The following is a 21,857-nucleotide window of genomic DNA, read 5'->3' as shown; positions in this document are numbered from 1 at the left end:
ATTAACATTCATTAAATAAGATTAATTAAATAATTTCTTTAACTTGCGCCACACCTTTATCGGTCAGCATATAGTACCCATTTGTTACATACAACAGGCCTTGTTTCTTAAGGTGTGATGCGGCTTGGTGGGTATAGTCTGGCTTCCAGTTCAAGTGTTCGTGAATGGTACCGATACCGTTTTCAATGGCCGCCACAGGTGTATTCATATGGGTATAGATGTGGCAGAGCATCATGGTTTCTCGATAGTGACGACGCAAGTGGCGTTGGCGAAGATAGGTTGCAATATAGCCTGTCTTTGGTGTGCAAATAACGGCAATTAATAATGCGAGACCGATCGTTGTTGCGATAGCACCTGCGATGGATACGTCTAGGGTGAAAGCGACTTCTGTACCGATGACAGCACAGATAATGCCGATGATAATACTGCTAATAAGCATGGCTTTCACAGAGTCCGTCCATAAATAAGCGATAACTGCTGGTCCAATCATGAGTCCAATAACGAGGATAGCGCCTACTGCTTGGAATGAAGCCACCACGGTAAGGGATACCATGGTCATCAGCACGTAGTGGATGAGGGCGGGCATGAAGCCGAAGAGCCCTGCCAATAGTGGATCGAAGGTAGATAGCTGCAATTCCTTGTAGAAGAGCATAACTAATACGAGGTTGATGACCGCTACCCCTAGGGAAATCCATAGAGATACAGGTCCTAAGTCGGTGGAGTTTACAATCCATCTGTCGAATGGGGCGAACGCGATTTCCCCTAGAAGTGCGGTATCTACGTCAAGGTGTGCGTTGCCGCTATAGAGACTGACGAGGATGATGGCGATGGAGAATAGAAGGGGGAAGATGATACCAATGGACGCGTCTTCGTTGACGAGGCCCGTGTTATGAATCATCTCTGTAAGCCACACCGTTCCTACGCCGACTATGGTTGCCCCTACTAAAAGCAAGGGAGAGTTTAAGTCTTCTGTTACAAAGAAAGCGAGCACGATGCCGAGGAATACGGTGTGCGTAATGGCGTCGGCCATCATGGACATGCGGCGCAGCACGAGGAATACACCAGGGATAGCGCACGCGATGGATACGGCGATGGCGATGAGTAAAATCTCTGTATGTACTGTCATGGGGTACCTCCTATGCGAGGCTGTCCACCCTCTGCTCTATATATCTTTTGTTGTAAATCGGCAGGACTTATCCTTGCAGTTTCTGATAATAAAGCTTGTTTTGATTGTTTGTTTTTACGATATTGCCACAAGATGCCTCTATTAGGAGCAAATATGAGGCTCAATAGTACGATAACCGACAGAATGACGATGATCGCAGGACCTGTAGGCAGTTTTTGTACTGTTGTACTCCAAATGGTACCGCCCATAGCAGATATCATACCGAAACATCCTGCTAGTATACACATGGTACCTAGCTTGTTCGTCCACTGACGGGCTCCTACGGCTGGTGCAATGAGTAGGGAACTAATCAAGATAGCACCTACTGATTGAATGCCGATGATGATGGTCATGATCAATAGTGAACGATATAAAATGAGTGTAAAGGTGACGGGAATTTGCAATGTTTTAGCGTATTCTACGTCAAAGGAAATGAGCTTTAGCTCTTTCCAAAATAAGGCTGTTAAAACGATAATGATGAGCGCTGCCGCCGATGTAATGTACACGTCGCGGGCTAATATGGTGGCGGCCTGTCCAAATATAAATTTTGAAAGCCCCGCCTGACCTGCATTGTTTAGACTTTGAAGGTAGGTGAGTAGAACCATACCAAGACCAAAGAAAGCAGATAGTATAGTAGCCAGAGCACCATCAAATTTGATTTTACTGTTTTCTACGGTGATGGTAATAAGCCAAGCTGCAGTAATCGAGGAGAGGGCGGCGCCCAAGATGAGAACCTCAATATCTTTGATGCCTGTAAGCAAAAAAGCGATAACGACACCCGGCAGTGCGGCGTGGGAGAGGCCGTCACCGATGAGGCTTTCCTTGCGCAGTACTGCGAAGGTGCCTGCAATACCACTGGCAAGGCCCAAGAGAGCCGTGCCGAGCAATACCATCTGTGTCGTATAAGATTGGAGTATGGTCATACAATCCTCCCCTTGCCGTAGGTGCGCTCGATGGCTTCATCGGTAAAGGTATCTGCTACGGGGCCATAGGCAACAGTTTGCTTGTTGACCATCGTTACCCAGTCGAAATATTGAGGTACCGTATTTAAATCGTGGTGTACGACAATCACCGTTTTACCGCGTGCTTTCATTTCTTGTAAAAGGGAGATAATGGCGTGCTCTGTCGTTTTATCGACGCCCTTGAATGGCTCGTCCATGAGGTAAATATCTGCCTCTTGGACGAGGGCTCTCGCGAGGAATACACGCTGTTGTTGGCCCCCTGAAAGTTGACGGATTTGCCTGTTTACATAGTCGCTCATGCCCATTTTTTCAATCATGGAGAGGGCCAGCTCCTTATCCTTTTTACTTGGTCGTTTGAACCAACCTAGATGACCATAGCGGCCCATAAGTACAACGTCTAATACGGTAGTAGGAAAGTCCCAGTCTACGCTACCGCTTTGAGGTACATAGGCGATTTTCTTGTAATCCTTTTTGTCCATTGCAAGGTGGTGGTCGATATAAAATTTAACACTACCTGAGATAACTGTTAATAGGCCTAACATGGCCTTTAATAATGTAGATTTACCGGCTCCATTAGGGCCGACGATAGCCGCTAAGGAACCGATGGGTACCTTCATATCTACGTCCCATAATACGGGTTTTGTCGTATAGGCTACGGTCATATCTTCAACTTCAACGGCCCATTCCATAGAGACCTCCTTTTATCAATAGTGCTACTATCGCTGTATTGTTAGTAGTACTTGTACTTACATAGGATGTACACTGTATGTCGTCCTTGTTTTGAAACGTTATTTGTTATTTAAGTGCTTTAGCGATGGTATCGATATTGGCTTTCACCATACCGATATATGTGCCGCCTTCAGTGCCTTCAGAACCGAGGGAGTCGGAGTATAATTCGCCACCGATAGCAACGTTCCAGCCTTTAGCCTTAGCTGCTTCTTGAACGGCTTCAATTGTTTTGTGCGGTACAGAAGATTCTACGAAGATGGCTTTGATTTTGTGATCTACGATGAATTGAACAAGTTCATTTACATCTTGTGTGCCTGCTTCTGTAGCAGTACTTACACCTTGCAAACCTTTTACTTCAAAGCCATAAGCGCGAGCAAAGTATTGGAAGGCATCGTGTGCTGTTACGAGGACGCGAGATTCTTTAGGAATTGATTCTGCTTGTGCTTTGATGTATGCATCTGTTTCATCTAATTTAGTGAGGTATGCATCATAGCGTTTTTTGAAATCCTCTTTGTGAGCTGGATCTGCTTTTGCAAGACCTTCGTAAACCGCTTTGGCAGCAAGTTTCCAGTTAGCTACATCGAACCAAATATGAGGATCTTTAGTTTTCACGCCATCTTCTTCGTCAAAGTCGAGTAGAGTAGCTGGATCAATTGCGTCGGATACGCGGATAGTAGCTTTATTTTGTTTTGTTAAATTATCGAAAATGGAACCCATTTTACCTTCTAAATGAATGCCGTTGTACACCACAACATCTGCCTTAGACATAGTTGTTACATCGCCGGCGCTGGCTTGGTAGAGGTGAGGATCTACGCCAGGTCCCATAAGACCTTGGACGGACACATGGTCACCGCCAATTTCTTTTACTAAATCCGTTAACATTGTAGTAGTAGCTACAACATTTAATTTTTTCTGATTGTCTTGGACTGCATCTTTTCCACAGCCTGCCAATGTGAACAACATAAGTGCTAATGATACGACGACTAATACGACTCGGTTGAACTTCATAATAAACCTCCTTTTTATAGATACTAATTTTAAAAACCTTAACAATCTTGTTTGAGGGAAATATTTTGCTCTAATAATGAATTAATTTGAAAAGGAATATTTCTCTGAATTTAAACGGAAAAATAGCCGCTACTAACGTAGCGGCTATTGGCAGTAATACGTTCGTCTGCTTGGGTCACGATCCATTAGTGGATGAGAGCTTGTAGATGGTTTGGCCCAATGAGGGCAACGATACCAAGTACCATCATGACCTTCATTTGAATACGCTTTCTACGTCTCATGATGAACCTCCTTTGTGTAGTTTTTTGTCATATCTACCTGATATGTAAGTCCGAACAGTTATCTTGAACTCAATATATCATAAATGAGAAAATTTATCAATAAGAAAATATTCTTTAAATATTCATCTTTATTTAGTATGATATTATTTATAGACTTACAATAACTAAGGAGGCATATTATGAATAAATTATTCCGATTCACTGCGGCGGCTTTACTTGTTGCATCCTTTGGCGTATTAGGTAACTATACAGCTGATGCCGCTAAGTTCTTAGAATCTCCGCGCGAAGTGGAAATTGTAAAACCTGAGTTGCCTGAGGTTCCTCAAACAGCTACAGTAGCGCCTAATATGCGCGTACGCTTCTTAATTGATAAAAAAGGTAATGTTAAAAATGTATTCGTAGAACGTTCTTCTGGTTATGCACCAGTAGATGAAGCTGTGAAAAAGGCAATCCTTCAATGGAAATTCACACCTGCTATTGGAGTGGACCAAAAGGCTCATGAATCTATTATTGGGATGACAATTACTCTACCTAAACAAGCTGTAACAGCTAAATAAGGAGAATGTGATGAAAAAAGTGTTGCGTTGTACTGTATTAAGCGCATTGTTTGTAACTAGTATGGTAGCCTCTGTGTTGGCGGCTCCATTTCAATTGCCTGTAGCCATATCTACTCCATCTGTAGATCAAATTAATATTACTGGTTATGGCGATTCGATTCATAGTGCAGATGTGCGTTTTACCATTAATGAAGATGGTTCTGTAGGGGATATAGAGGTCGTAAAATCTAGTGGCGTTACTGCCCTTGACGAAGCGCTTGTTGAAAAAATTTCTACATGGCGTTTTACCCCTGCTACAGATTCTAATGGTAATCCAGTAGCATCTTCTAAAACTGAATATATTGATTTTAGAAATTAATAGAAGGCACTCATACATTGTATGGGTGCTTTTTTATGTGCTGGTGAAAGTACTTAAGGGTTTAATTATATGGGGTGAAAGTATTTTGTGGCTCAATTATCTTGAGAAATGTATCCACAGCAACTGAAAATTACTTTCAAAATAAGTATAATAAATGTATATTTAATATAGTAATAATATATTGTATATACTAATAGTCTTTGACCCGTGGAGGTATAAGCATATGAATCCATTACAGCAAAAGCTAGACATTAATAACGAACGGTACAGAATTATTGTATCTATTAAAGAGGATTATTTAGACGGCAAATTATCCTTAGAAGAGGGTAACCGTATTTTGAAAGAAAAATTAGGTACTTGCACGCCTGATGAGTTTGCCTATGCAGAGCAAAGTTTGAAAGGTGTATATAAGGATGAAGAAATCCTAGATAAGATGGATGATTTATTGAATTTATTTGACGGTGTGTTGGTGCGTGCCGAAAATGAGTACCCTGAAAATCATCCATTGTGGGCTTATTTAGAAGAAATCAATGCTGTTGAAAAGGTAGCTCTTGAAGCGGATGAATTATTAAAACAAGATAAGTTTATTAAAAATCCTTGGCTTGGCATATTTGATTCCTTAGCAGAATGGCGTATCCATCTATCTCGTAAGCAAAATCAATTATATCCAATGTTAGAAAATCATGGGTTTGATCGTCCAACGCGGATTATGTGGACCTTTGATGATGGCGTGCGCGATGCTATCTCTGCATCCTATGCTTTGCTTCGGGAAGATAAATATGAGGAGTTTTTAGCATCTGTTCCAGAAACATTGGCAAAGTTACGTGATTTGAACTCTAAGGAGTTAGAGGTTTTATTGCCAACATCCTTTAAATTATTAAGCGATGAAGAGTTTGTGCGCATGAGCAAAAATGACCATGAAATCGGCTATGCTATTATTAACGCACCAGGTTTATATGTCGTGCCCGGTATTAACGATTCCGCAGCCTCATTAAATGGAAATGCTGCTGGTCAAAATAGTGCAGTATCTAATGAGTTTCTAAATGATTTGGCAGGCTTGTTATCTAAGTATGTAGGTCCTGTAGGTGGAGCACAAGTTGGCAAGGATACAGTCCTCGATGTGGCGACAGGTAAATTAACCTTAGAGCAAATCAATTTGCTGTTCCGTCATCTTCCAGTAGATTTATCCTATGTAGATGAAAACGAACTTGTTAAGTTCTATAGCGATACGCCACATCGCATTTTCCCTCGCAGTGCCAATGTTATCGGTCGTGAGGTAAAGAATTGTCACCCTGCAAAGTCTGTTCACATTGTAGAGGAAATCGTAGAGAAATTCCGTTCTGGTGAGCAAAACCAAGCTGAATTCTGGATCAATAAACCGGGATTGTTTATCTACGTTATTTATACAGCGGTACGTGATGAAAATGGTAAATTCCGCGGTGTCTTAGAAATGATGCAAGATTGTACTCATATTCGTGAACTTGAAGGCTCTCGTACATTGTTGACTTGGGATAAGACTGATTTTGTAGGAAATACAGACAATAGTAATGGTAATGATAAATCCCTAGCTCAAGAGGCTGCAGAAGAAGTAGATGAAGAACCACTCACTACCGATGCTGACGGTCGTTTCCATATCGATGCAAAGACAACTCTATCTAACTTGATTAAACAGAGCCCTGAAGTGGTAGATTATTTGATTTCCTTAAATCCTAAATTTGAGAAGTTGAAAACGCCGATGGTAAAAGTGATGGCAAAGGTAGCTACTATTAAGATGATTGCAGAGCGCGGTGATTTTAATGTAGATGATTTAGTCGGTAAAATTGATGGATTTATTAATAGAAATAAAAAGTAAACTAAAAAATAGATATAGAGGATATATTTGGAACTTGAATTTAGAAGATAAATATTTGTTTTTCTAGAATAAAAGGCTAGGTCATATGACCTAGCCTCATTTTATTTTTTTATTAGTTGATGTATATTCAGTTAGCTCTTTTATATTAATCATTATTAGGATAAATTCAATAAAATAGATAGAGTTATTAAAATATTTTATATAAAATGTGTTGCACTAATTTAAAATAAGCATGCATTAATTTCTTATAATTCATCTGTTTTGTGTATACAAATTTGTCTGAAAAGGGTACAATAAAACATAATGAAAGTATTTGCGGATGCAGTATTTTCTTATCTTAAACTACTTTTACAAGAGAAATTACGTATATATTAAAGGTGAGGATCTGGATACTATGTCGACAAGACGCGTTTGGAAGCAAAGTGAAATTAAAACAAACCCATTATTTTCTAAGATGCGCAGTACTATTGAAACTGCATTTTATGGAAACAATGTAACGCCTATTACATCTGTGGCACAAGCGTACCAATTTGCCACTGAAGAACCTGGCGTTATCGTCCTCGATATGCCTGTATATAAACCATGCGAGCAAGGTTTGCCAGCTGATGCAAAGGTACTTGTTACAAATGATGGTAAAACTACAGGTCGTTATGCAAAAGCTCGTCGTATTATTGGCGATGAAGGCATTGACGAAGTGGAACTCGCTAATATTGCACGTGATGCAGTCTATGATAGCCGTGGTAAAGAATGGATTTCTGCTGATACTATCGTAGGTCTTGATAAAAAATTTACTGCTCGTGCTCATTTGATGATTCCAAAAGATCACGCATCTATTTTGTATTCTTGGATCATGAACTTTAAGTTCTTTGATGCAGCTGTAAAAGAATTCTACAATGATAGCGTAGAAATTCCAGAAGGCGACATTTATATCTATTCTGATCCTGACTATGTGGTACCAGGTCATCCAGGTGGGCTTGCTATTTTTGACCCAGCTCATAACTGCGCTATGATTCTTGGTATGCGCTACTTCGGTGAACATAAAAAAGGTACCCTTACATTGGCGTGGTCCTTGGCGAACCGCTTCGACTATGTAGCATGCCACGGTGGTATGAAACGTTACAATCTTGACAATGGTAAAAGCTATACAATCGGTGTATTTGGCTTGTCCGGTTCTGGTAAATCCACATTAACTCATGAAAAGCATGATGGTCGTTATGATATTTCTATCTTGCATGACGATGCGTATATCATCAATACTAATGACTTGAGTTCTATTGCTCTTGAACCTACATATTTTGACAAAATGCAAGACTATCCTGTGGAACATCCTGCTAATGAATTCTTGTTGACTCTACAAAATGTTGGCGTAACTATGGATGAGGATGGCCATAAGGTTGTGTTGGCAGAAGATGTGCGTAATAATAATGGTCGCGCTATTAAATCTCAATTCTGGACAGATAATCGTGTAAACTACGTAGATCAACCAGTTAATGCCATTGTATGGCTTATGAAGGATAAAACGTTGCCACCAATCCTTAAAATTAATGACCCTGTTTTGGCATCTACAATGGGCGCAACACTGGCGACACGTCGTTCTACTGCTGAAAAGCTGGATGCTCACGTTGATCCAAATGCACTTGTTATCGAACCATATGCAAATCCATTCCGTACATATCCATTGGTTCGTGACTATGAAAGCTACAAAAAACTATTCTCTGAATGTGGCGTACAATGCTACATTATGAATACAGGCTTCTTCTTGGAAGACAAAATTCCTAAAGAGGTAACTCTTGATTTATTGGAACGTTTGGTAGAAGGTACATTGGACTTCAAACCATTCTATAAATATGAAAACCTCTCTTATGTTGAGGTTCCTGGTTTTGAACCACCATTCCAAGTGCGTGAATACCATCACCAATTACACAAAGCTTTCGAGTTCCGCTATGACTATGTAGAAAAACTTATTGGTCATAAAAACGAATTGCCCCGAGAAGTATTGGATGTATTGAAAACTCTAATGTAATATATTGAGTCAGTTGAATTTCTGTCTTGAGATTATTTAAAACTTTAAAGAAAGAGCCCTCCTTATGGAGGGCTCTTTCTTTTGTGGTAATATATACTTATGATAAATCAATAATGTTTTGTTATAAGGTGTTTCTATGGATATAAAGGATATTAAATATATAAGTACCATCGTCGAGATGGCATCATTTTCAAAGGCATCTAAAAAACTATATATTTCTCAACCAGCGTTGAGTCAAAGTATTCGTCGCATTGAGGCTGAGTTAGGAGTGCCTTTATTTGCTCGAGATCGGACAAAGGTTGTACCAACGGCTGCAGCCTTACAGATTGCTAAAGAGGGGATGCCCTTAGTAGGAAAGGTAGAGGCTTTAACGCAGTCTATCATTAATCAAGGGTCTGATGCGGCTTACCATGTTCGTATTGGGTTGTCTCAATTCTATGGCCACCATATGTTGGGAAAAACATTGAAGAGCTTTCAACAAATTGAACCTTCTTGGGAATTCCACGTAGTAGAAGGAGAGTCCCATTTTTTGGAACAACAAATTTGCGATGGTTTAGTTGATGTAGGGCTATTTCCAACGCCTATTTATTCTCAAGCTCTTGAAAGTTATCCCGTATTAGATGAGCAAATTTTATTGGCCATTAGTGTAGAAAATACAAAAGCTATAGCTATTGCTGATTCGCTTATGACACCAGATGGTATACATGACATAGCACCATTTGGAGCCTTTCCGTTTATTTTGCTACGGGAAGGTCTTAAGTTACGTACCTTGGTAAATCGTTTGTGTCAGGCTGAGTCCTTTGTACCTAAAGCGGTTATTGGGTCAGAAAATCTGGATACTTGTAGATCCTTGGTAGAGGATGACTATGGTATTACATTCTTGCCAAGCACATTAAATAGTAAGGGCGATGATGATAAGGTTAAATTTTATCCTCTTGCATCAAAACTTTGCTTCCGTCAGTTGGTATTAGTTGCCAGATCGGATAGAGCTAAGCGATTCCATCTAGCTGAAGTAGCACAGATTATGCAACAATTTTTATAAATTATACATATGGAGCTATTACGATACTATAAGCTATAGTTACTTATAAACATATATATTGATATACAAATACACATATATAGATATACAAATACATATGTATAGATTAAAGAGGTTAATTCCTTGAAATAAAAGGAATTAACCTCTTTTGGTTTTATGAAAGGAATCTGAAGTTATCGAATTTGATGAATATAGTTAATACAATAGTTTGTAGGCATAAATGAGTCAAAAATTTCTCAAAATTTAATTGACAAATGTCCTTTCAGAAAATATACTTATAGTAGTTTAAAACATATTTTGGAGATAGGATTTAAAACCCATCGTTGAGGTGGAATTAACTTGCATAAAAGTAGAATATGTTTTTTTATTAGTATTAGTTGGCCTACGTAGGCCCCTAGGAGGATTATTATGAGTAAAGATGTGGAAAATAAAAATACCCATGATCACAGCCATGGCGAACATCATCACCATCATGATCATGACCATCATCATGACCATGATCACTGCCATTGTGGCGGTCACCATCACGATCACGACCATGATCACCATCATGACCATGACCATAGTCATGGCAAAGCGTTGCCTACGGATAAATGGGTGCCACACACTCATGAACCAGGGGTACCTCATGAACATGGCGTAAACGACTACATGAAAGCCGTTGCAGAATATCGTAAAACTTGGCCTACAAAACAAGATGTTATCGAACAAACACCAGATCCTGCTGTACGCGAAATGATTCTTCGCATGGAGCAAATTGGTTGCGATACAGTATTTGACCGTTTTGATAAACAACAACCACAATGTACATTCGGTATTGCCGGCGTATGTTGCCGTATTTGTTTCATGGGTCCATGTAAAATTACACCTAAGAGCCCTCGTGGTGTCTGCGGTGCCGATGCTGACCTTATCGTAGCTCGTAATATGACACGCGCTGCTGCAGGTGGCTTGACTCAACACGGTGCGCATGCTCGTGAAATCTTGATTTCCTTGAAAGCTGCCGCTAATGACCAATTGGATATTCCAATTATGGGTGAAGAAAAAATTCGTACTGTATGTAAAGCTTTCAATATCCCTGAAGAAGGCCGTTCCTTAAAAGAAGTGGCTAATGACTTGGCAGATGTATTGCTCGAAGATTTGAGCCGTGCATTGCCTGGCGAATATAAAACAATTACAGCGTTAGCTCCAGCTGAACGTCGTGAAGTATGGAAAAACTTGGATATCTTGCCTATTTCTGCGTATAATGAAGCATTTGATGCATATCATCGTACTTGCGTAGGTACAGATGGCGATTGGGAAAGCAATATGAAACAATTCTTGCGTTGTGGCCTTGCTTTCACATTCACTGGCGTAGTAGCAGCGGACATCGCAACAGATGCCTTGTTCGGTCTTGGTGGTCGTCGTACATCCAAAGTTAACATCGGTGCCTTGAAAAAAGGTTATGTTAACATCGCTGTTCATGGTCACTTGCCAACATTAGTATCCCAAATTTGTAAAATTGGTGCTTCTGAAGAGTACTTAGAAAAAGCGAAAGCTATCGGTGCCAAAGGCATCCAATTCTACGGTATCTGCTGCTCTGGCTTGTCCAGCATGTACCGTTATGAAAACGTTATTCCATTGTGTAATGCTATCGGTGCGGAACTTGTACTTGGTACAGGCGCACTCGATTGCTGGGTAGCTGACGTTCAAGACGTTTACCCTGCTATCATGGACGTAGCACGTTGCTTCAACACAAAAGTTATCACTACATCTGATGCAGCTCGTTTACCAGGTGCTGAACACATCGGTTACGATCACCATCACACTAACTTGTCTGAAACAAAAGCATTGGCTCGCAAAATCTTGGATCGCGCTCTTGAAGCTCATGAATTGCGTAAAGGTATGCCTGTATTCATTCCGCCATACGAAATCACTGCTGAAGTTGGTTTCTCTCCAGAATCCACTGTTAAACATTACGGTTCCTTCAAACCATTGGCAGAGGCTTTAAAATCTGGTAAAGTTCGTGGTATCGTAAACGTAGTAGGTTGTTCTAACCCTCGCGTTATTTATGAAAAAGCAACTGTAGATATCGTTGATACACTTATCAAAAATGGCTGTATCATCTTAACAAATGGTTGTGCATCCTTCCCATTGATGAAACTTGGTTACTGTAATACAGATGCTATTAAGAAATGTAGCCCTGCATTGCAAGAGTTCTTGGGCGATGATCAACCACCAGTATGGCATGTTGGCGAATGTGTAGATAATGCCCGTTCTTCCGGTATTTTCGCAGGTATTGCAGGTGAATTAGGTCTTAACTTACCACAAATGCCATTTGCAATGTCTAGCCCTGAATGGTCTAACGAAAAAGGTATCGATGCATCCCTTGGCTTCCGCTTGATGGGGATCAACTCCTACCACTGCGTTGAGCCACCTACACAAGGCTCTGATGCTGTTACAAAATGGCTTAAAGAAGACACTAAGGATATCTTAGGTTCTGTTATGTATGTAAATACTGATCCTGCTAAAGTAGCTGAAAAAATCTTAGCTGATATCGATGCTAAACGTGCTGCTTTAGGTTGGGCTGAAGTAAAATAGTTTATCTTTTGATAGATTATAATTTGTAGTTACGTATAAAAACACCCTCTATAGATCTTATAGTTATTATGACTATTAGAATTAAGAGGGTGTTTTTTATTGTTTGTGGATAGATTTTTTTACTAGTCTTGTATTAGCCGTAGTATAATGTACTAATTGTTTTAGACCTATTAAAGTGTGATGGTTTCACCATCTTCAGGCACTTCTACATGGCTTTCAATGTTGTTGCCTTTGATAAATTTGCGCACATCCTTACGACTTGTTGCAGTATGATTAACTGTATCCATGTGAACCGCAATAATTTTAGCCTCTGGTTTGCGTACCACCATGCGGCCAATATCTTTTGTACCCATAATAATACTATCTTCAAAGCCTAAAATTTGAGCATATCCAGTGTTCATAATAATAACGTTAGGGTCGAAGCGAAGAAGAGCCTTCTCAACATCACTTGTCCAAACTGTATCGCCTACAAGGTACACAGTTGGTTCGTCTGCTGCTTCAAAAATAACGCCCATCGCATCGCCTGCTAATTGTGCGAGAGCTGGATTTGCATACATTTCTAGAGTGCCGTGGGAGCCACCTGTTTTTCTTAATGTGATACCATTAAACTCTAGACTTTCAAAAATGATGTGTACATCATTAAAGCCTTGTGAAGTAATAAGTTCTTTGTCCGCTGTATTTTGTACAAAAATAGGAAGTGATTTTGGAATAGCATTAATTGCCGTATCATCCCAATGGTCAAGATGTGTGTGTGTGACTACCACTGCAGTTACATTGCTTAATAGATTGTCCATTGATAGAGGTAAATCAACCATAGGCATTCTTTGTTGATAGTTAAATGTTCCTTCAAAGCCAGGATACGTATCTTTTGGTGCTAAAAATGGATCAATAAGGAATGTTGTATTTTTTATTGTTAATTTTCCTGTAGCATTTCGAATGTGAGTATATTGTGTCATAGTTATCTCCTTAATTAAATTATTGTCGATTTAATTGAATAGATTATCATTTGTAATCTCTAGAACTAGTGTATCTTGTTTTGGTATACTAGTCTCAACAATAATTAACACTATGTTTATTAATAGACACATTGTATAAAAGTGTCTATGTTGGAGGTTATATGATAACTCGAAAAGAAATGACACGTATGTTGTTAAAAGAAGGCTTGCTTAGTTGGTTAGCAAACAATTCCTTTGAGTCTGTAACAGTAACATCGTTGTGTAAAGCTTCGGGTATAACTCGCTCCACTTTTTATTTACACTATAGTAATATCATGGAAATTGTTGATGATTTAGTGGATGATGCAATCGCTTATTCGAAGCCAGGAATGGTAGATAACAACAATTTACAAACTATAGCTAATACCTTATCAGCTGCTTCTAATTCTGTTTCGTTGAGAGAAGCATACGATTCTATTTTTGATAGATTGCCTTTATGTCAGCGTATTATACGACATAAAAAGTATTTACCTTTATTTTTAGATGAACAAATTTCAGAATATGTATTACAACGCATTATAGGACGTGAAAAAGATCGGCAAGGGCTCGTTATGGCAGAATCTCTTGGCGTTTCGTTTGATGTGGGGGTATCCGTTTTTGTATTTTTAGTACACGGTCTATATGCTGTTAATAAACAATATAAGTGGTCTCAGAGCGATGAGTGGTTAGAAGCTCAGAAAATTATTTTTGAACTCGTTTATCGTGGATTACAAAGTAAATAGAATTTATACACGCTTGTATTTTGAGATTTATTGAAGTTTTATATAACGAAAAAAGGACTCCAACTGGAGTCCTTTTTTCATGTAAGGGGAGTGTTAGTATTAATATCAAATGAACCATGTATTTAAACAAGTAGTAGGTTTGGGGTTAGTAATACTTGTCGGGAGATAAATACACGTATGGTAACCAGGGAATTGTTACCTCTATTTATCATTTGACATTGTCATTATAAGAACAAAAAATGAGTTGAAAATGAAATTTTTTAAGAAATTTCTTTTAATTTCTTGAAATTCTAAAAAAGATAATAATTAAGTTTAATTATTGTTGATAAATATGGGACAATTTTGGTATTATATATAAAGGAGAAGTTGTATATTTTATAAAGGTTTAATGGCTATTAAAGTTTTATAAAGTATACAGCTCTTAGGCATGAGAGGAGCAGTCATATGAGGAAAATATTAACCATATTGTCCCTTTTGTGGCTACTCAGTATAGGGGGGACCGCTAACGCAACGGACTGGTATTATGTTGGACCAGATGCGTCAGGAAACCAATTATTTATTGACAATGACAGTGTTCAAAAAAGTGATTATGATGCGCTTTTGTGGCTGCGGGTCAATGAACTGGGTGGCGACGAATTGCGATATAAAGTGTATATAAGTAGATATAATCGTACCATGGAAACGTTAAAGGTAGATGCGTACATGGCAGACGGTACACCTTATGAAAATGTAGAGTATAATGAAAACCCAGAACCTATTGAAGGCAATACAAATGGTCAAGCCATTTATAATTTATTGTGGCAATAAAAGAACCATCTAGCACAGCAAACTAGATGGTTCTTTTTTATATGTGTAAAAAATTTATAAATCTTAGGAATATTTTTTATATACAACATTCTCAAACGAGAATGGTATATACGAAAATTTAAACTTGGGCAGAATTGCGACTTAGCTCCAAGTCTTGAATCATTTGGAGATCGTCTTGTGGAGATCGACCACCAGTTGTTAAGTAGCCACCAACCATGATGCCGTTAAGACCACCTTTTAAAGCATAAGCTTGTAAGTCACGAAGATTTACTTCACGACCGCCAGCTGTACGAATCAATGCGTTTGGCAAGATGAAACGGAACACAGCGAAGGTACGTAAAATATCTAGAGGACGTAATGCTTTATTATTTTCAAATGGTGTACCTTTAACAGGATTTAAAATGTTGAGTGGTACAGAGTCAATATGCAAACGTTTAAGCTCGAATGCCATCTCTACGCGTTGTTCTAATGTTTCATTAAGACCGAAGATGCCGCCAGAGCAAACTCGAATACCTGCTTTTTGAGCATTATCGATAGTAGACATTTTATCTTCGTAGGAATGGGTTGTACAAATATCTGGGAAGTGACTAGGCGCTGTTTCGATATTGGAGTGGTATCGAGTTACACCCACTTCTTTTAATTTGAGAGCTTGTTCGTAAGTTAACAAACCAAGAGAACAGCAAATTTCGAGACCTACTTCGTTTTTAATACGGTCTAATACGCGAATGATTTGGTTAAATTCATTTGGGTTATTAGTATTACGACCACTCGTTACGATAGAAAAACGAATAGCGCCTGCTTCTTTAGCTTTGCGCGCCGCATCGAGGATGCTTTCATCATCCATGAACGGATATTCTTGAACACCTGTTTCGTGATGGGCAGATTGGGCACAGAATTTACAGTTTTCAGGACATTTGCCAGAACGTGCATTTACAATGGCGCATACATCCACGGAGTTGTCATTGAAATGCTGGCGAATTTTATCGGCCATAGCAAGTAAAATCATAGTGTCATCATCTGAAGTATGAATCAGCTCGATTGCTTCTTTCTTAGTGATTTCGCCGCCGTTCATAATGCGGTTGGCAATAGTAAGGATTTTTTCGTATGTACCCACTTGGGTTGATTGTTGATCTGTAGGCAAAGCCATAATAGCCTCCAAGAATTGTTAACTTAATAAAAACATAAAATATTGACAATTTGATTGTAAACGTTCGTGTATAAATTGTCAACTTAATGTATTTTTGAGTTAACAAAAATATCGCAGTAGGTTTTAGACCATTTTGAATACAGGTAAGGCCTATAGTTTGAATCTAATGGGAGATACTATATTTTAGTATCTATTTTGATAGATTGATTAATAGTTATTTTTAAGTAATCTTTACGGTTTTGTAGTATAATAAAATATTGTAATTACTATATATAACTATAATAAAAGTACTAATACAAGGAGTGGATATAGATGCAGCCATTTCGATTTATACACTGTGGTGACCTGCATTTAGGGGCACCCTTTCAATATGCTACAGGTATTAGCCGCGCCGTTGATCGTGCCGTGAGCGAAGCTACCTATGTAGCCTTTGATACAATCATTGACACGGCTATTGATGAGCATGTTCATGCTGTTGTCATAGCTGGTGATATTTATAATAGCGAAGACCATAATCTAGAGGCTCAAGTACGCTTTGTGCGCGCCATGTATCGTTTGGCAGAACATCGCATTGCAGTATATATGGTGCAAGGTAATCATGACCCTGCTGAAAGCTGGAAGGCTCAATTGCAGATGCCTGATAATGTGCATGTATTCTCTAGTGAACAAGTACAACGTTTCCCATTAATTGTTAACAATATAGAAATTGGGGGCGTTTACGGCATTAGCTGTGGCCATGGTAATGAAAGCGACAATTATGCGCGCCAATACCGCGCCTTTGAACGAGATGAGTTTTCTTTGGCTGTCATGCACGGCACAGTCGGTTCTAGTGCAGGCTCTGAAAACCATAATGTGACCGGCCCGTGCAGTTTAACTGATCTAGTAGAGGCGGCTATGGACTATTGGGCGTTAGGACATATTCACAAATCTCAAGTTCTTAGCGAGGAACCTCTTGTTGTCTATTCCGGTAATCCCCAAGGTTTACACCGCAAGGAAATAGGCCCTAAGGGGTGCTATCTCGTCTCTGTATCTCATAATGGTCATTGTGAACCTCGTTTCATTGAAACAAGTGCAATCCGTTTTGAAGAAATCAAAATTGATATTGCAGGCATGAAAACGGAAGCAGAATTCTTAGAAATTTTACGCCATAAAAAAGAAAATCTGCGTAAGCAACATAAGAAAAATATCTTGCTTTCCATCGTTCTCGTAGGTACAGGTCCATTGCATCGTTTATGTACACAAGACGGTGTGCGCAAATTATGGTTGCAAGAGTCCCAAAGTGAAGAGAAAAGCAAGTCTATATTCGTTATGCCTTATCGCATGATGTGTAATACGCGACCTAGCATTAATTTGGCCGAACGTAGATTGTTATCCGATGTAGTAGGGGATTATTTACGTGCCTATGATGATATGGTCGATGGCAATGCGGTACAGACGGTACGTCAAATTTTGGCAGAACGACCTGAGTTTAAACGCTTAGGTGTATATGCCGATTTGTTGAGTGATGGATTATTGCTTCGCGCCTTGAAGCGCTGTGAAATTGAAGGTGTTACTGTATTGATGGGGGCTAACGATGAACATTAAACGCATACGATTTGATGAATTTGGCCCGTATCGCAACTGGTCTTTCACTACGGGAAATCATGGTGTTCAGCTCATGTATGGACCTAATGAAAGTGGCAAAACCTCTTTGCTTGAAGGGATGCGCACACTTCTATTTGGTGGTACTCATAAGGCTTATGGTCCTATGACGGGTGCCCTCGATGTAGAGCGTAATGGTGAAAGCTACTACATTGGTCGTAAGGGTAAACAACTAGACTTTTACAGTCCAGGAAATCCAGCCATTCATGAGGAGCCAGCTCAACACTGGTGGCATGGTATCGACAAAAAGACATATAACCGCATTTTTGCATTGACCCTTGATGATTTACAAGGCCTCGATGTTCTACAAGAGGTAGAGGTTAGGTCTCGCTTCTTCGGTGCTGAAGGGGGCGAGCATTTAGGATCGGTCGTAAAAGATATTGAAAAAGGCGCTACTGATCTATTAGTAGCTTCCTCTAACGGTAAACGCCGCATCAATGTGTTGATGGATGAGCTTAAAGAAAATCGTCAAAAGTTAAGCCATTTAGCCGAGCATGAAACGCAATATGTAGAATTGCAAAAAGTCTTTCACAGCACGGAACAGACTGAGGCAGAATTACAAGGTCAGTTGCAAGAGTGGAAGGAATACCGCGATGGTATAGACGTCGTATTGCGCGCATGGGATACGTATCGCCGTAGCGAAGAAGCGCGTATGCATATGCAACAGTACAATAGTGAGCTTGCCTTGAGTCGTGATGAGTTCCTTCGCATCGATGAGGAAATCAAACGAGCTCGAGACAATATGCAGTTGTGGCAGGAAAAGGAAGCGGCCTTGATGCCAGCTAACTTTAGCCCGAATAGTCCATTTGGTACGTATGGTCAAGATATTGAAGACCTTATTCAACAAGGTGCCAAGTGGGAGCAATTGCGCCGGGAGTGTGAAGAAGGGGATGCGTATATCTTTAAGGTACGAGAACAATTAGAGTTTTCTCGTTCTATGCATTCTGCATGGCGTGATGATGAGCCGATGGCTGACGATGTGAATTGGTTTGAAGGAGAGCGCTTAGCAAGTCGCTTGCGCACTGCTAAAGATCAATTATTACACTGGCAAGATCGCAAGCCTGCTGAGGCCTCTGATGATTTGCCAGTAGCCAATCTCGACGGAGCATCGTTACCAAATTACAGTGAAGAGGATTTGGCGAAAAAAGAGCATCTCGAACGTGAACTAGAGCTTATCTTGATGGATATTGATCGAGTTACAGAAAAACGGGATAGCTATGGTCCTGATGCACAACCGACCAATTTGCCAAAGTGGTTACAACGCATTAGTGGCGTAGCTGCAGTGATTGGCGTTTTACTCGTATTAGCAGGCTTATTAGTATTAGAGTCTGTACTTTATACGATTGGTGGCTTTATACTATTAATCCTATCTATGGCATTGTTCTGGTATGCTACATGGAGACGTCATAACGGCAATTCTGATGTGTCTAAACTGAATTATGAGTTACAAATCTTGTCATCTCGTAAATCTGATGTAGAACATCAGTTAGAGGCACTTGTGAAAGCCGCAACACCTGTAGTGAACCCAATTCCATCCATAGAGGGTGCAGCACATCTTGATCGTTGGATCCAAGAAGGTCATACGTTGCAAGCTATTTATGATGAAGCCCTTGCAGCTTGGCAGAATTGGTTGCCTCAAGGTGCGGCGAAGAGCCTTAACGAAGATGATTTCTTCGGTCTCAAACAAGAGTACGATCAGTACCATGAACAGTTACGTACTATTGAAGGTTATGAAAAGCGCTTAGCAGAGCACAAAGAAGGCTTACGTGTTATCGAAGACCAAGCCATGACCTTGTGGTATAACCTTGGTGTTGAGGCTCCTGTATCTCCTACAGAGTTAAAACGTATTTATAACCAATATAAAAACTTCCAACAAAATAAAATTGTATGGGAACAAAAGGAAGCACAACGTAAAAGCTTCCGCAATGAATACGATAATTGGCACCGCAAAGAAAAAGAATTGCTACTTCGTCAACAAGAGCTATTGCACAAGGCTGGCATGGAAAGCTCTAACGAGTATCGTCAACATCTTATCGATGAAGACCAATACAAGCAATGGCAAACCATTTACAAGCAAAGTCAGGTACAGTTAGATTTATTAGCTCCTGATGCGGAGAATAAAGATTTATTCTATCGCCGCTTGCGTGAAGGCAATAAGGATAATTGGTTAGATGAGTTAGATCATTCTGAACGAGAAATAGCTTCTATTGAAGATAAGTTGGCTATCTTGTATGAACGTCGTGGTCAAATTGTAGAATCTATGCGTGCCCTAGGTTCTGACCAAGAGCAACACCAAATGCTTCAAGAGCGTGAAGCATTACAAAATGAACTGGAATCTGCTCTCGAAGATTGGGCTACTCAAGTGTTGATGAGCCACTGCATGGATAAGGCTCAACAATCGTACGAGCAAGAAAAACAGCCTCATATGTTAGAACTTGCATCCTCTTATATAGAACGTTTGACTGGCGGTATCTATACCTTTGATATCCTCGGGATCAACGAAGGCGTAGCCTTGGTTAATGGCAACGGAGAGAGACTAGAGCTGAAGTTCTGGTCTAGTGGTTTAGCTGATCAAGTATACTTGGCATTGCGCCTAGCATTAGCTAAGGTATTCTCTTACCAAGTTGAATCCTTGCCAATTATCCTAGACGATATTCTTGTGCGCTTTGATGAAAATCGTCAACATAGTGCGTTAGAATTGCTAGCTGAAATTGGAAAAAACCAACAAATCTGGTTATTCACATGCCAACGTTCTGTATTTGATATGGCTCAATCCGTTACAGGTATTGATCGGCATAGATTAAGTCGCAATTAAATATAACCCCTGTGAAGGTATATAGCTTTCACAGGGAATAGTAATGGCAACGTTACAAATGATGTAACTAAAGTAACTGTTTTCATTATCATAGTGTGTTAGTATTGATTAGAAAGAAAGGGGTTGAGTACTTGAATACAGCATATTTAGATATGATCCAAGGTAAGAACCCTGGTGTAACACCTGTGTGGTATATGCGCCAAGCTGGTCGTAGCCAAGCGGAATATCGCAAAATTAAAGAAAAATATACACTTTTTGAAATTACAAAAGAGCCTGAATTATGTGCTCGTGTTACAGAGCTACCTGTAAAAGAATACGGCGTAGATGCAGCGATCCTTTATAAGGACATTATGAGCCCTATGGTAGGGATGAATGTAAACGTAGAGCTCAAGGCCGGTGTAGGCCCTGTGTTTAATACACCAATTCGCTCCATGGCTGATGTAGATACATTAGATACCTTTGATCCTACAAAGGTAGATTATATTGGAAAAACGATTACATTATTAACATCCGGTATGCTCGATGTACCTCTCATTGGGTTCTGTGGCGCACCATTTACGATTGCGTCTTACCTCATCGAAGGGGGACCAACAAAGAATTATAATAAGACCCGTGGCATGCTTATAGGTGCACCTGATGTATGGAATGCATTGATGACAAAGTTAGCAGATATGTCCATTGAATATTTGTCTATGCAAGCTGAAGCGGGCGCGAATGCATTACAAATCTTTGACTCTTGGGTAGGTGCTGTGAATGCGGACCAATACAAACAAGGGATTTATCCTCATATGGAACGTATTATTAAGACTGTAAAAGAACGATACCCTCATTTGCCTATGGCTATGAATGGTGTTGGTACCGATCATCTCGTATCTATTTGGTCTCATTTGCCATTGGATGTAATCGCCCTTGATTGGCGTAGCTCCATCGTTATGGCTAATGAACGAGGTGTAACACAAACGGTACAAGGCAATCTAGATCCAGCGTACCTATTCGCCGATGAAAAAACATTAGCTCATGAAGTGGATCGTATTTTACTTGACGGTGTTCGTTACGGTCGCCATATCTTTAACTTAGGTCATGGCGTATTCCCAGAAGCGGATCCTAAGAAGCTTCATTGGCTCACAGACTATGTACATGAACGTAGTCGTGAACTATGGGCTCAAGAGGGGTAAT

17 protein-coding genes are annotated in these 21,857 nt (G+C 39.8%); 11 read left to right on the top strand and 6 right to left on the bottom strand.

The window, feature by feature from the left end; all coding sequences use genetic code 11:
* Window positions 1–25: 25 nt before the first annotated feature.
* From MOQ65_RS07415 to MOQ65_RS07400, 4 genes are all read right to left on the bottom strand, one after another.
* A complete protein-coding gene (locus tag MOQ65_RS07415; RefSeq protein ID WP_257847145.1) occupies window positions 26–1,126 on the bottom strand; it encodes a metal ABC transporter permease in 1,101 nt (366 codons plus the stop codon).
* Entirely contained in the window at window positions 1,123–2,088 is a 966-nt protein-coding gene (locus MOQ65_RS07410; protein WP_257847144.1) for a metal ABC transporter permease, read from the bottom strand. Before MOQ65_RS07410 ends, MOQ65_RS07415 begins: the two co-directional genes overlap by 4 nt.
* Window positions 2,085–2,816, bottom strand: coding sequence for a metal ABC transporter ATP-binding protein (locus tag MOQ65_RS07405; RefSeq protein ID WP_257847143.1), 732 nt, complete (start codon window positions 2,814–2,816; stop codon window positions 2,085–2,087). The genes MOQ65_RS07410 and MOQ65_RS07405 overlap by 4 nt, the downstream gene beginning before the upstream one ends.
* A gap of 106 nt (window positions 2,817–2,922) precedes the next feature.
* Entirely contained in the window at window positions 2,923–3,864 is a 942-nt protein-coding gene (locus MOQ65_RS07400) for a metal ABC transporter solute-binding protein, Zn/Mn family (RefSeq protein WP_156719428.1), read from the bottom strand.
* Window positions 3,865–4,324: 460 nt separating this feature from the next.
* On the opposite strand from MOQ65_RS07400, the gene MOQ65_RS07395 reads away from it, so the two are divergent.
* The 6 genes from MOQ65_RS07395 (at window position 4,325) to cooS (ending at window position 12,554) form a co-directional block, all read left to right on the top strand.
* On the top strand, window positions 4,325–4,702 hold the full coding sequence (locus MOQ65_RS07395; RefSeq protein WP_024064750.1) for an energy transducer TonB: 378 nt from the start codon (window positions 4,325–4,327) through the stop codon (window positions 4,700–4,702).
* A gap of 10 nt (window positions 4,703–4,712) precedes the next feature.
* On the top strand, window positions 4,713–5,060 hold the full coding sequence (locus MOQ65_RS07390; protein ID WP_213467582.1) for an energy transducer TonB: 348 nt from the start codon (window positions 4,713–4,715) through the stop codon (window positions 5,058–5,060).
* A gap of 223 nt (window positions 5,061–5,283) precedes the next feature.
* Window positions 5,284–6,912, top strand: a complete 1,629-nt coding sequence (locus MOQ65_RS07385; RefSeq protein WP_257847142.1) for a PAS domain-containing protein — start codon at window positions 5,284–5,286, stop codon at window positions 6,910–6,912.
* A 394-nt stretch (window positions 6,913–7,306) separates the two neighbouring features.
* A complete protein-coding gene (locus MOQ65_RS07380; protein WP_257847141.1) occupies window positions 7,307–8,935 on the top strand; it encodes a phosphoenolpyruvate carboxykinase (ATP) in 1,629 nt (542 codons plus the stop codon).
* 136 nt (window positions 8,936–9,071) lie between these two features.
* Window positions 9,072–9,977: a LysR family transcriptional regulator gene (locus MOQ65_RS07375; RefSeq protein ID WP_257847140.1), complete on the top strand. Its 906-nt coding sequence runs from the start codon at window positions 9,072–9,074 to the stop codon at window positions 9,975–9,977.
* A 408-nt stretch (window positions 9,978–10,385) separates the two neighbouring features.
* A complete protein-coding gene (cooS, locus tag MOQ65_RS07370; protein ID WP_105094602.1) occupies window positions 10,386–12,554 on the top strand; it encodes an anaerobic carbon-monoxide dehydrogenase catalytic subunit in 2,169 nt (722 codons plus the stop codon).
* A 170-nt stretch (window positions 12,555–12,724) separates the two neighbouring features.
* On the opposite strand, the gene MOQ65_RS07365 is transcribed toward cooS, so the two are convergent.
* Window positions 12,725–13,510 carry an MBL fold metallo-hydrolase gene (locus tag MOQ65_RS07365; protein ID WP_257847139.1) on the bottom strand — a complete coding sequence of 262 codons (786 nt, stop codon included), beginning with the start codon at window positions 13,508–13,510 and terminating at the stop codon, window positions 12,725–12,727.
* Between the two features lie 161 nt (window positions 13,511–13,671).
* Here MOQ65_RS07365 and MOQ65_RS07360 point away from each other — a divergent pair, with 161 nt between their 5' ends.
* The gene (locus MOQ65_RS07360) at window positions 13,672–14,271 is read left to right on the top strand and encodes a TetR/AcrR family transcriptional regulator (RefSeq protein ID WP_257847138.1); all 600 of its coding nucleotides are present in this window, start codon (window positions 13,672–13,674) and stop codon (window positions 14,269–14,271) included.
* 444 nt (window positions 14,272–14,715) lie between these two features.
* A complete protein-coding gene (locus MOQ65_RS07355) occupies window positions 14,716–15,078 on the top strand; it encodes a hypothetical protein (protein WP_005387626.1) in 363 nt (120 codons plus the stop codon).
* A 118-nt stretch (window positions 15,079–15,196) separates the two neighbouring features.
* Here the strand turns inward: MOQ65_RS07355 and bioB are convergent, their stop codons facing one another.
* On the bottom strand, window positions 15,197–16,225 hold the full coding sequence (bioB, locus tag MOQ65_RS07350) for a biotin synthase BioB (RefSeq protein WP_105086429.1): 1,029 nt from the start codon (window positions 16,223–16,225) through the stop codon (window positions 15,197–15,199).
* A gap of 312 nt (window positions 16,226–16,537) precedes the next feature.
* On the opposite strand from bioB, the gene MOQ65_RS07345 reads away from it, so the two are divergent.
* The 3 genes from MOQ65_RS07345 to hemE all read left to right on the top strand — a co-directional run bounded on the left by MOQ65_RS07345 (window position 16,538) and on the right by hemE (window position 21,856).
* On the top strand, window positions 16,538–17,809 hold the full coding sequence (locus MOQ65_RS07345; protein WP_257847137.1) for a metallophosphoesterase family protein: 1,272 nt from the start codon (window positions 16,538–16,540) through the stop codon (window positions 17,807–17,809).
* Entirely contained in the window at window positions 17,799–20,681 is a 2,883-nt protein-coding gene (locus tag MOQ65_RS07340) for an ATP-binding protein (RefSeq protein WP_257847136.1), read from the top strand. The genes MOQ65_RS07345 and MOQ65_RS07340 overlap by 11 nt, the downstream gene beginning before the upstream one ends.
* A gap of 131 nt (window positions 20,682–20,812) precedes the next feature.
* On the top strand, window positions 20,813–21,856 hold the full coding sequence (hemE, locus tag MOQ65_RS07335) for a uroporphyrinogen decarboxylase (protein ID WP_257847135.1): 1,044 nt from the start codon (window positions 20,813–20,815) through the stop codon (window positions 21,854–21,856).
* The last annotated feature ends 1 nt before the right edge of the window (window position 21,857 follow it).

It is taken from the genome of Veillonella faecalis (assembly GCF_024677885.1).
In the GTDB taxonomy this organism is placed as follows: Bacteria; Bacillota; Negativicutes; order Veillonellales; family Veillonellaceae; genus Veillonella; species Veillonella nakazawae.
The sequence above is the reverse complement of the archived record's forward strand: the minus strand, read 5'-3'. Positions and strand labels throughout refer to the sequence as shown.

Coding starts and splice junctions, on each gene's coding strand:
- MOQ65_RS07415 (WP_257847145.1), bottom strand. CDS start 1,126: ATGACAGTACATACAGAGATTTTACTCATCGCCATCGCCGTATCCATC.
- MOQ65_RS07410 (WP_257847144.1), bottom strand. CDS start 2,088: ATGACCATACTCCAATCTTATACGACACAGATGGTATTGCTCGGCACG.
- MOQ65_RS07405 (WP_257847143.1), bottom strand. CDS start 2,816: ATGGAATGGGCCGTTGAAGTTGAAGATATGACCGTAGCCTATACGACA.
- MOQ65_RS07400 (WP_156719428.1), bottom strand. CDS start 3,864: ATGAAGTTCAACCGAGTCGTATTAGTCGTCGTATCATTAGCACTTATG.
- MOQ65_RS07395 (WP_024064750.1), top strand. CDS start 4,325: ATGAATAAATTATTCCGATTCACTGCGGCGGCTTTACTTGTTGCATCC.
- MOQ65_RS07390 (WP_213467582.1), top strand. CDS start 4,713: ATGAAAAAAGTGTTGCGTTGTACTGTATTAAGCGCATTGTTTGTAACT.
- MOQ65_RS07385 (WP_257847142.1), top strand. CDS start 5,284: ATGAATCCATTACAGCAAAAGCTAGACATTAATAACGAACGGTACAGA.
- MOQ65_RS07380 (WP_257847141.1), top strand. CDS start 7,307: ATGTCGACAAGACGCGTTTGGAAGCAAAGTGAAATTAAAACAAACCCA.
- MOQ65_RS07375 (WP_257847140.1), top strand. CDS start 9,072: ATGGATATAAAGGATATTAAATATATAAGTACCATCGTCGAGATGGCA.
- cooS (WP_105094602.1), top strand. CDS start 10,386: ATGAGTAAAGATGTGGAAAATAAAAATACCCATGATCACAGCCATGGC.
- MOQ65_RS07365 (WP_257847139.1), bottom strand. CDS start 13,510: ATGACACAATATACTCACATTCGAAATGCTACAGGAAAATTAACAATA.
- MOQ65_RS07360 (WP_257847138.1), top strand. CDS start 13,672: ATGATAACTCGAAAAGAAATGACACGTATGTTGTTAAAAGAAGGCTTG.
- MOQ65_RS07355 (WP_005387626.1), top strand. CDS start 14,716: ATGAGGAAAATATTAACCATATTGTCCCTTTTGTGGCTACTCAGTATA.
- bioB (WP_105086429.1), bottom strand. CDS start 16,225: ATGGCTTTGCCTACAGATCAACAATCAACCCAAGTGGGTACATACGAA.
- MOQ65_RS07345 (WP_257847137.1), top strand. CDS start 16,538: ATGCAGCCATTTCGATTTATACACTGTGGTGACCTGCATTTAGGGGCA.
- MOQ65_RS07340 (WP_257847136.1), top strand. CDS start 17,799: ATGAACATTAAACGCATACGATTTGATGAATTTGGCCCGTATCGCAAC.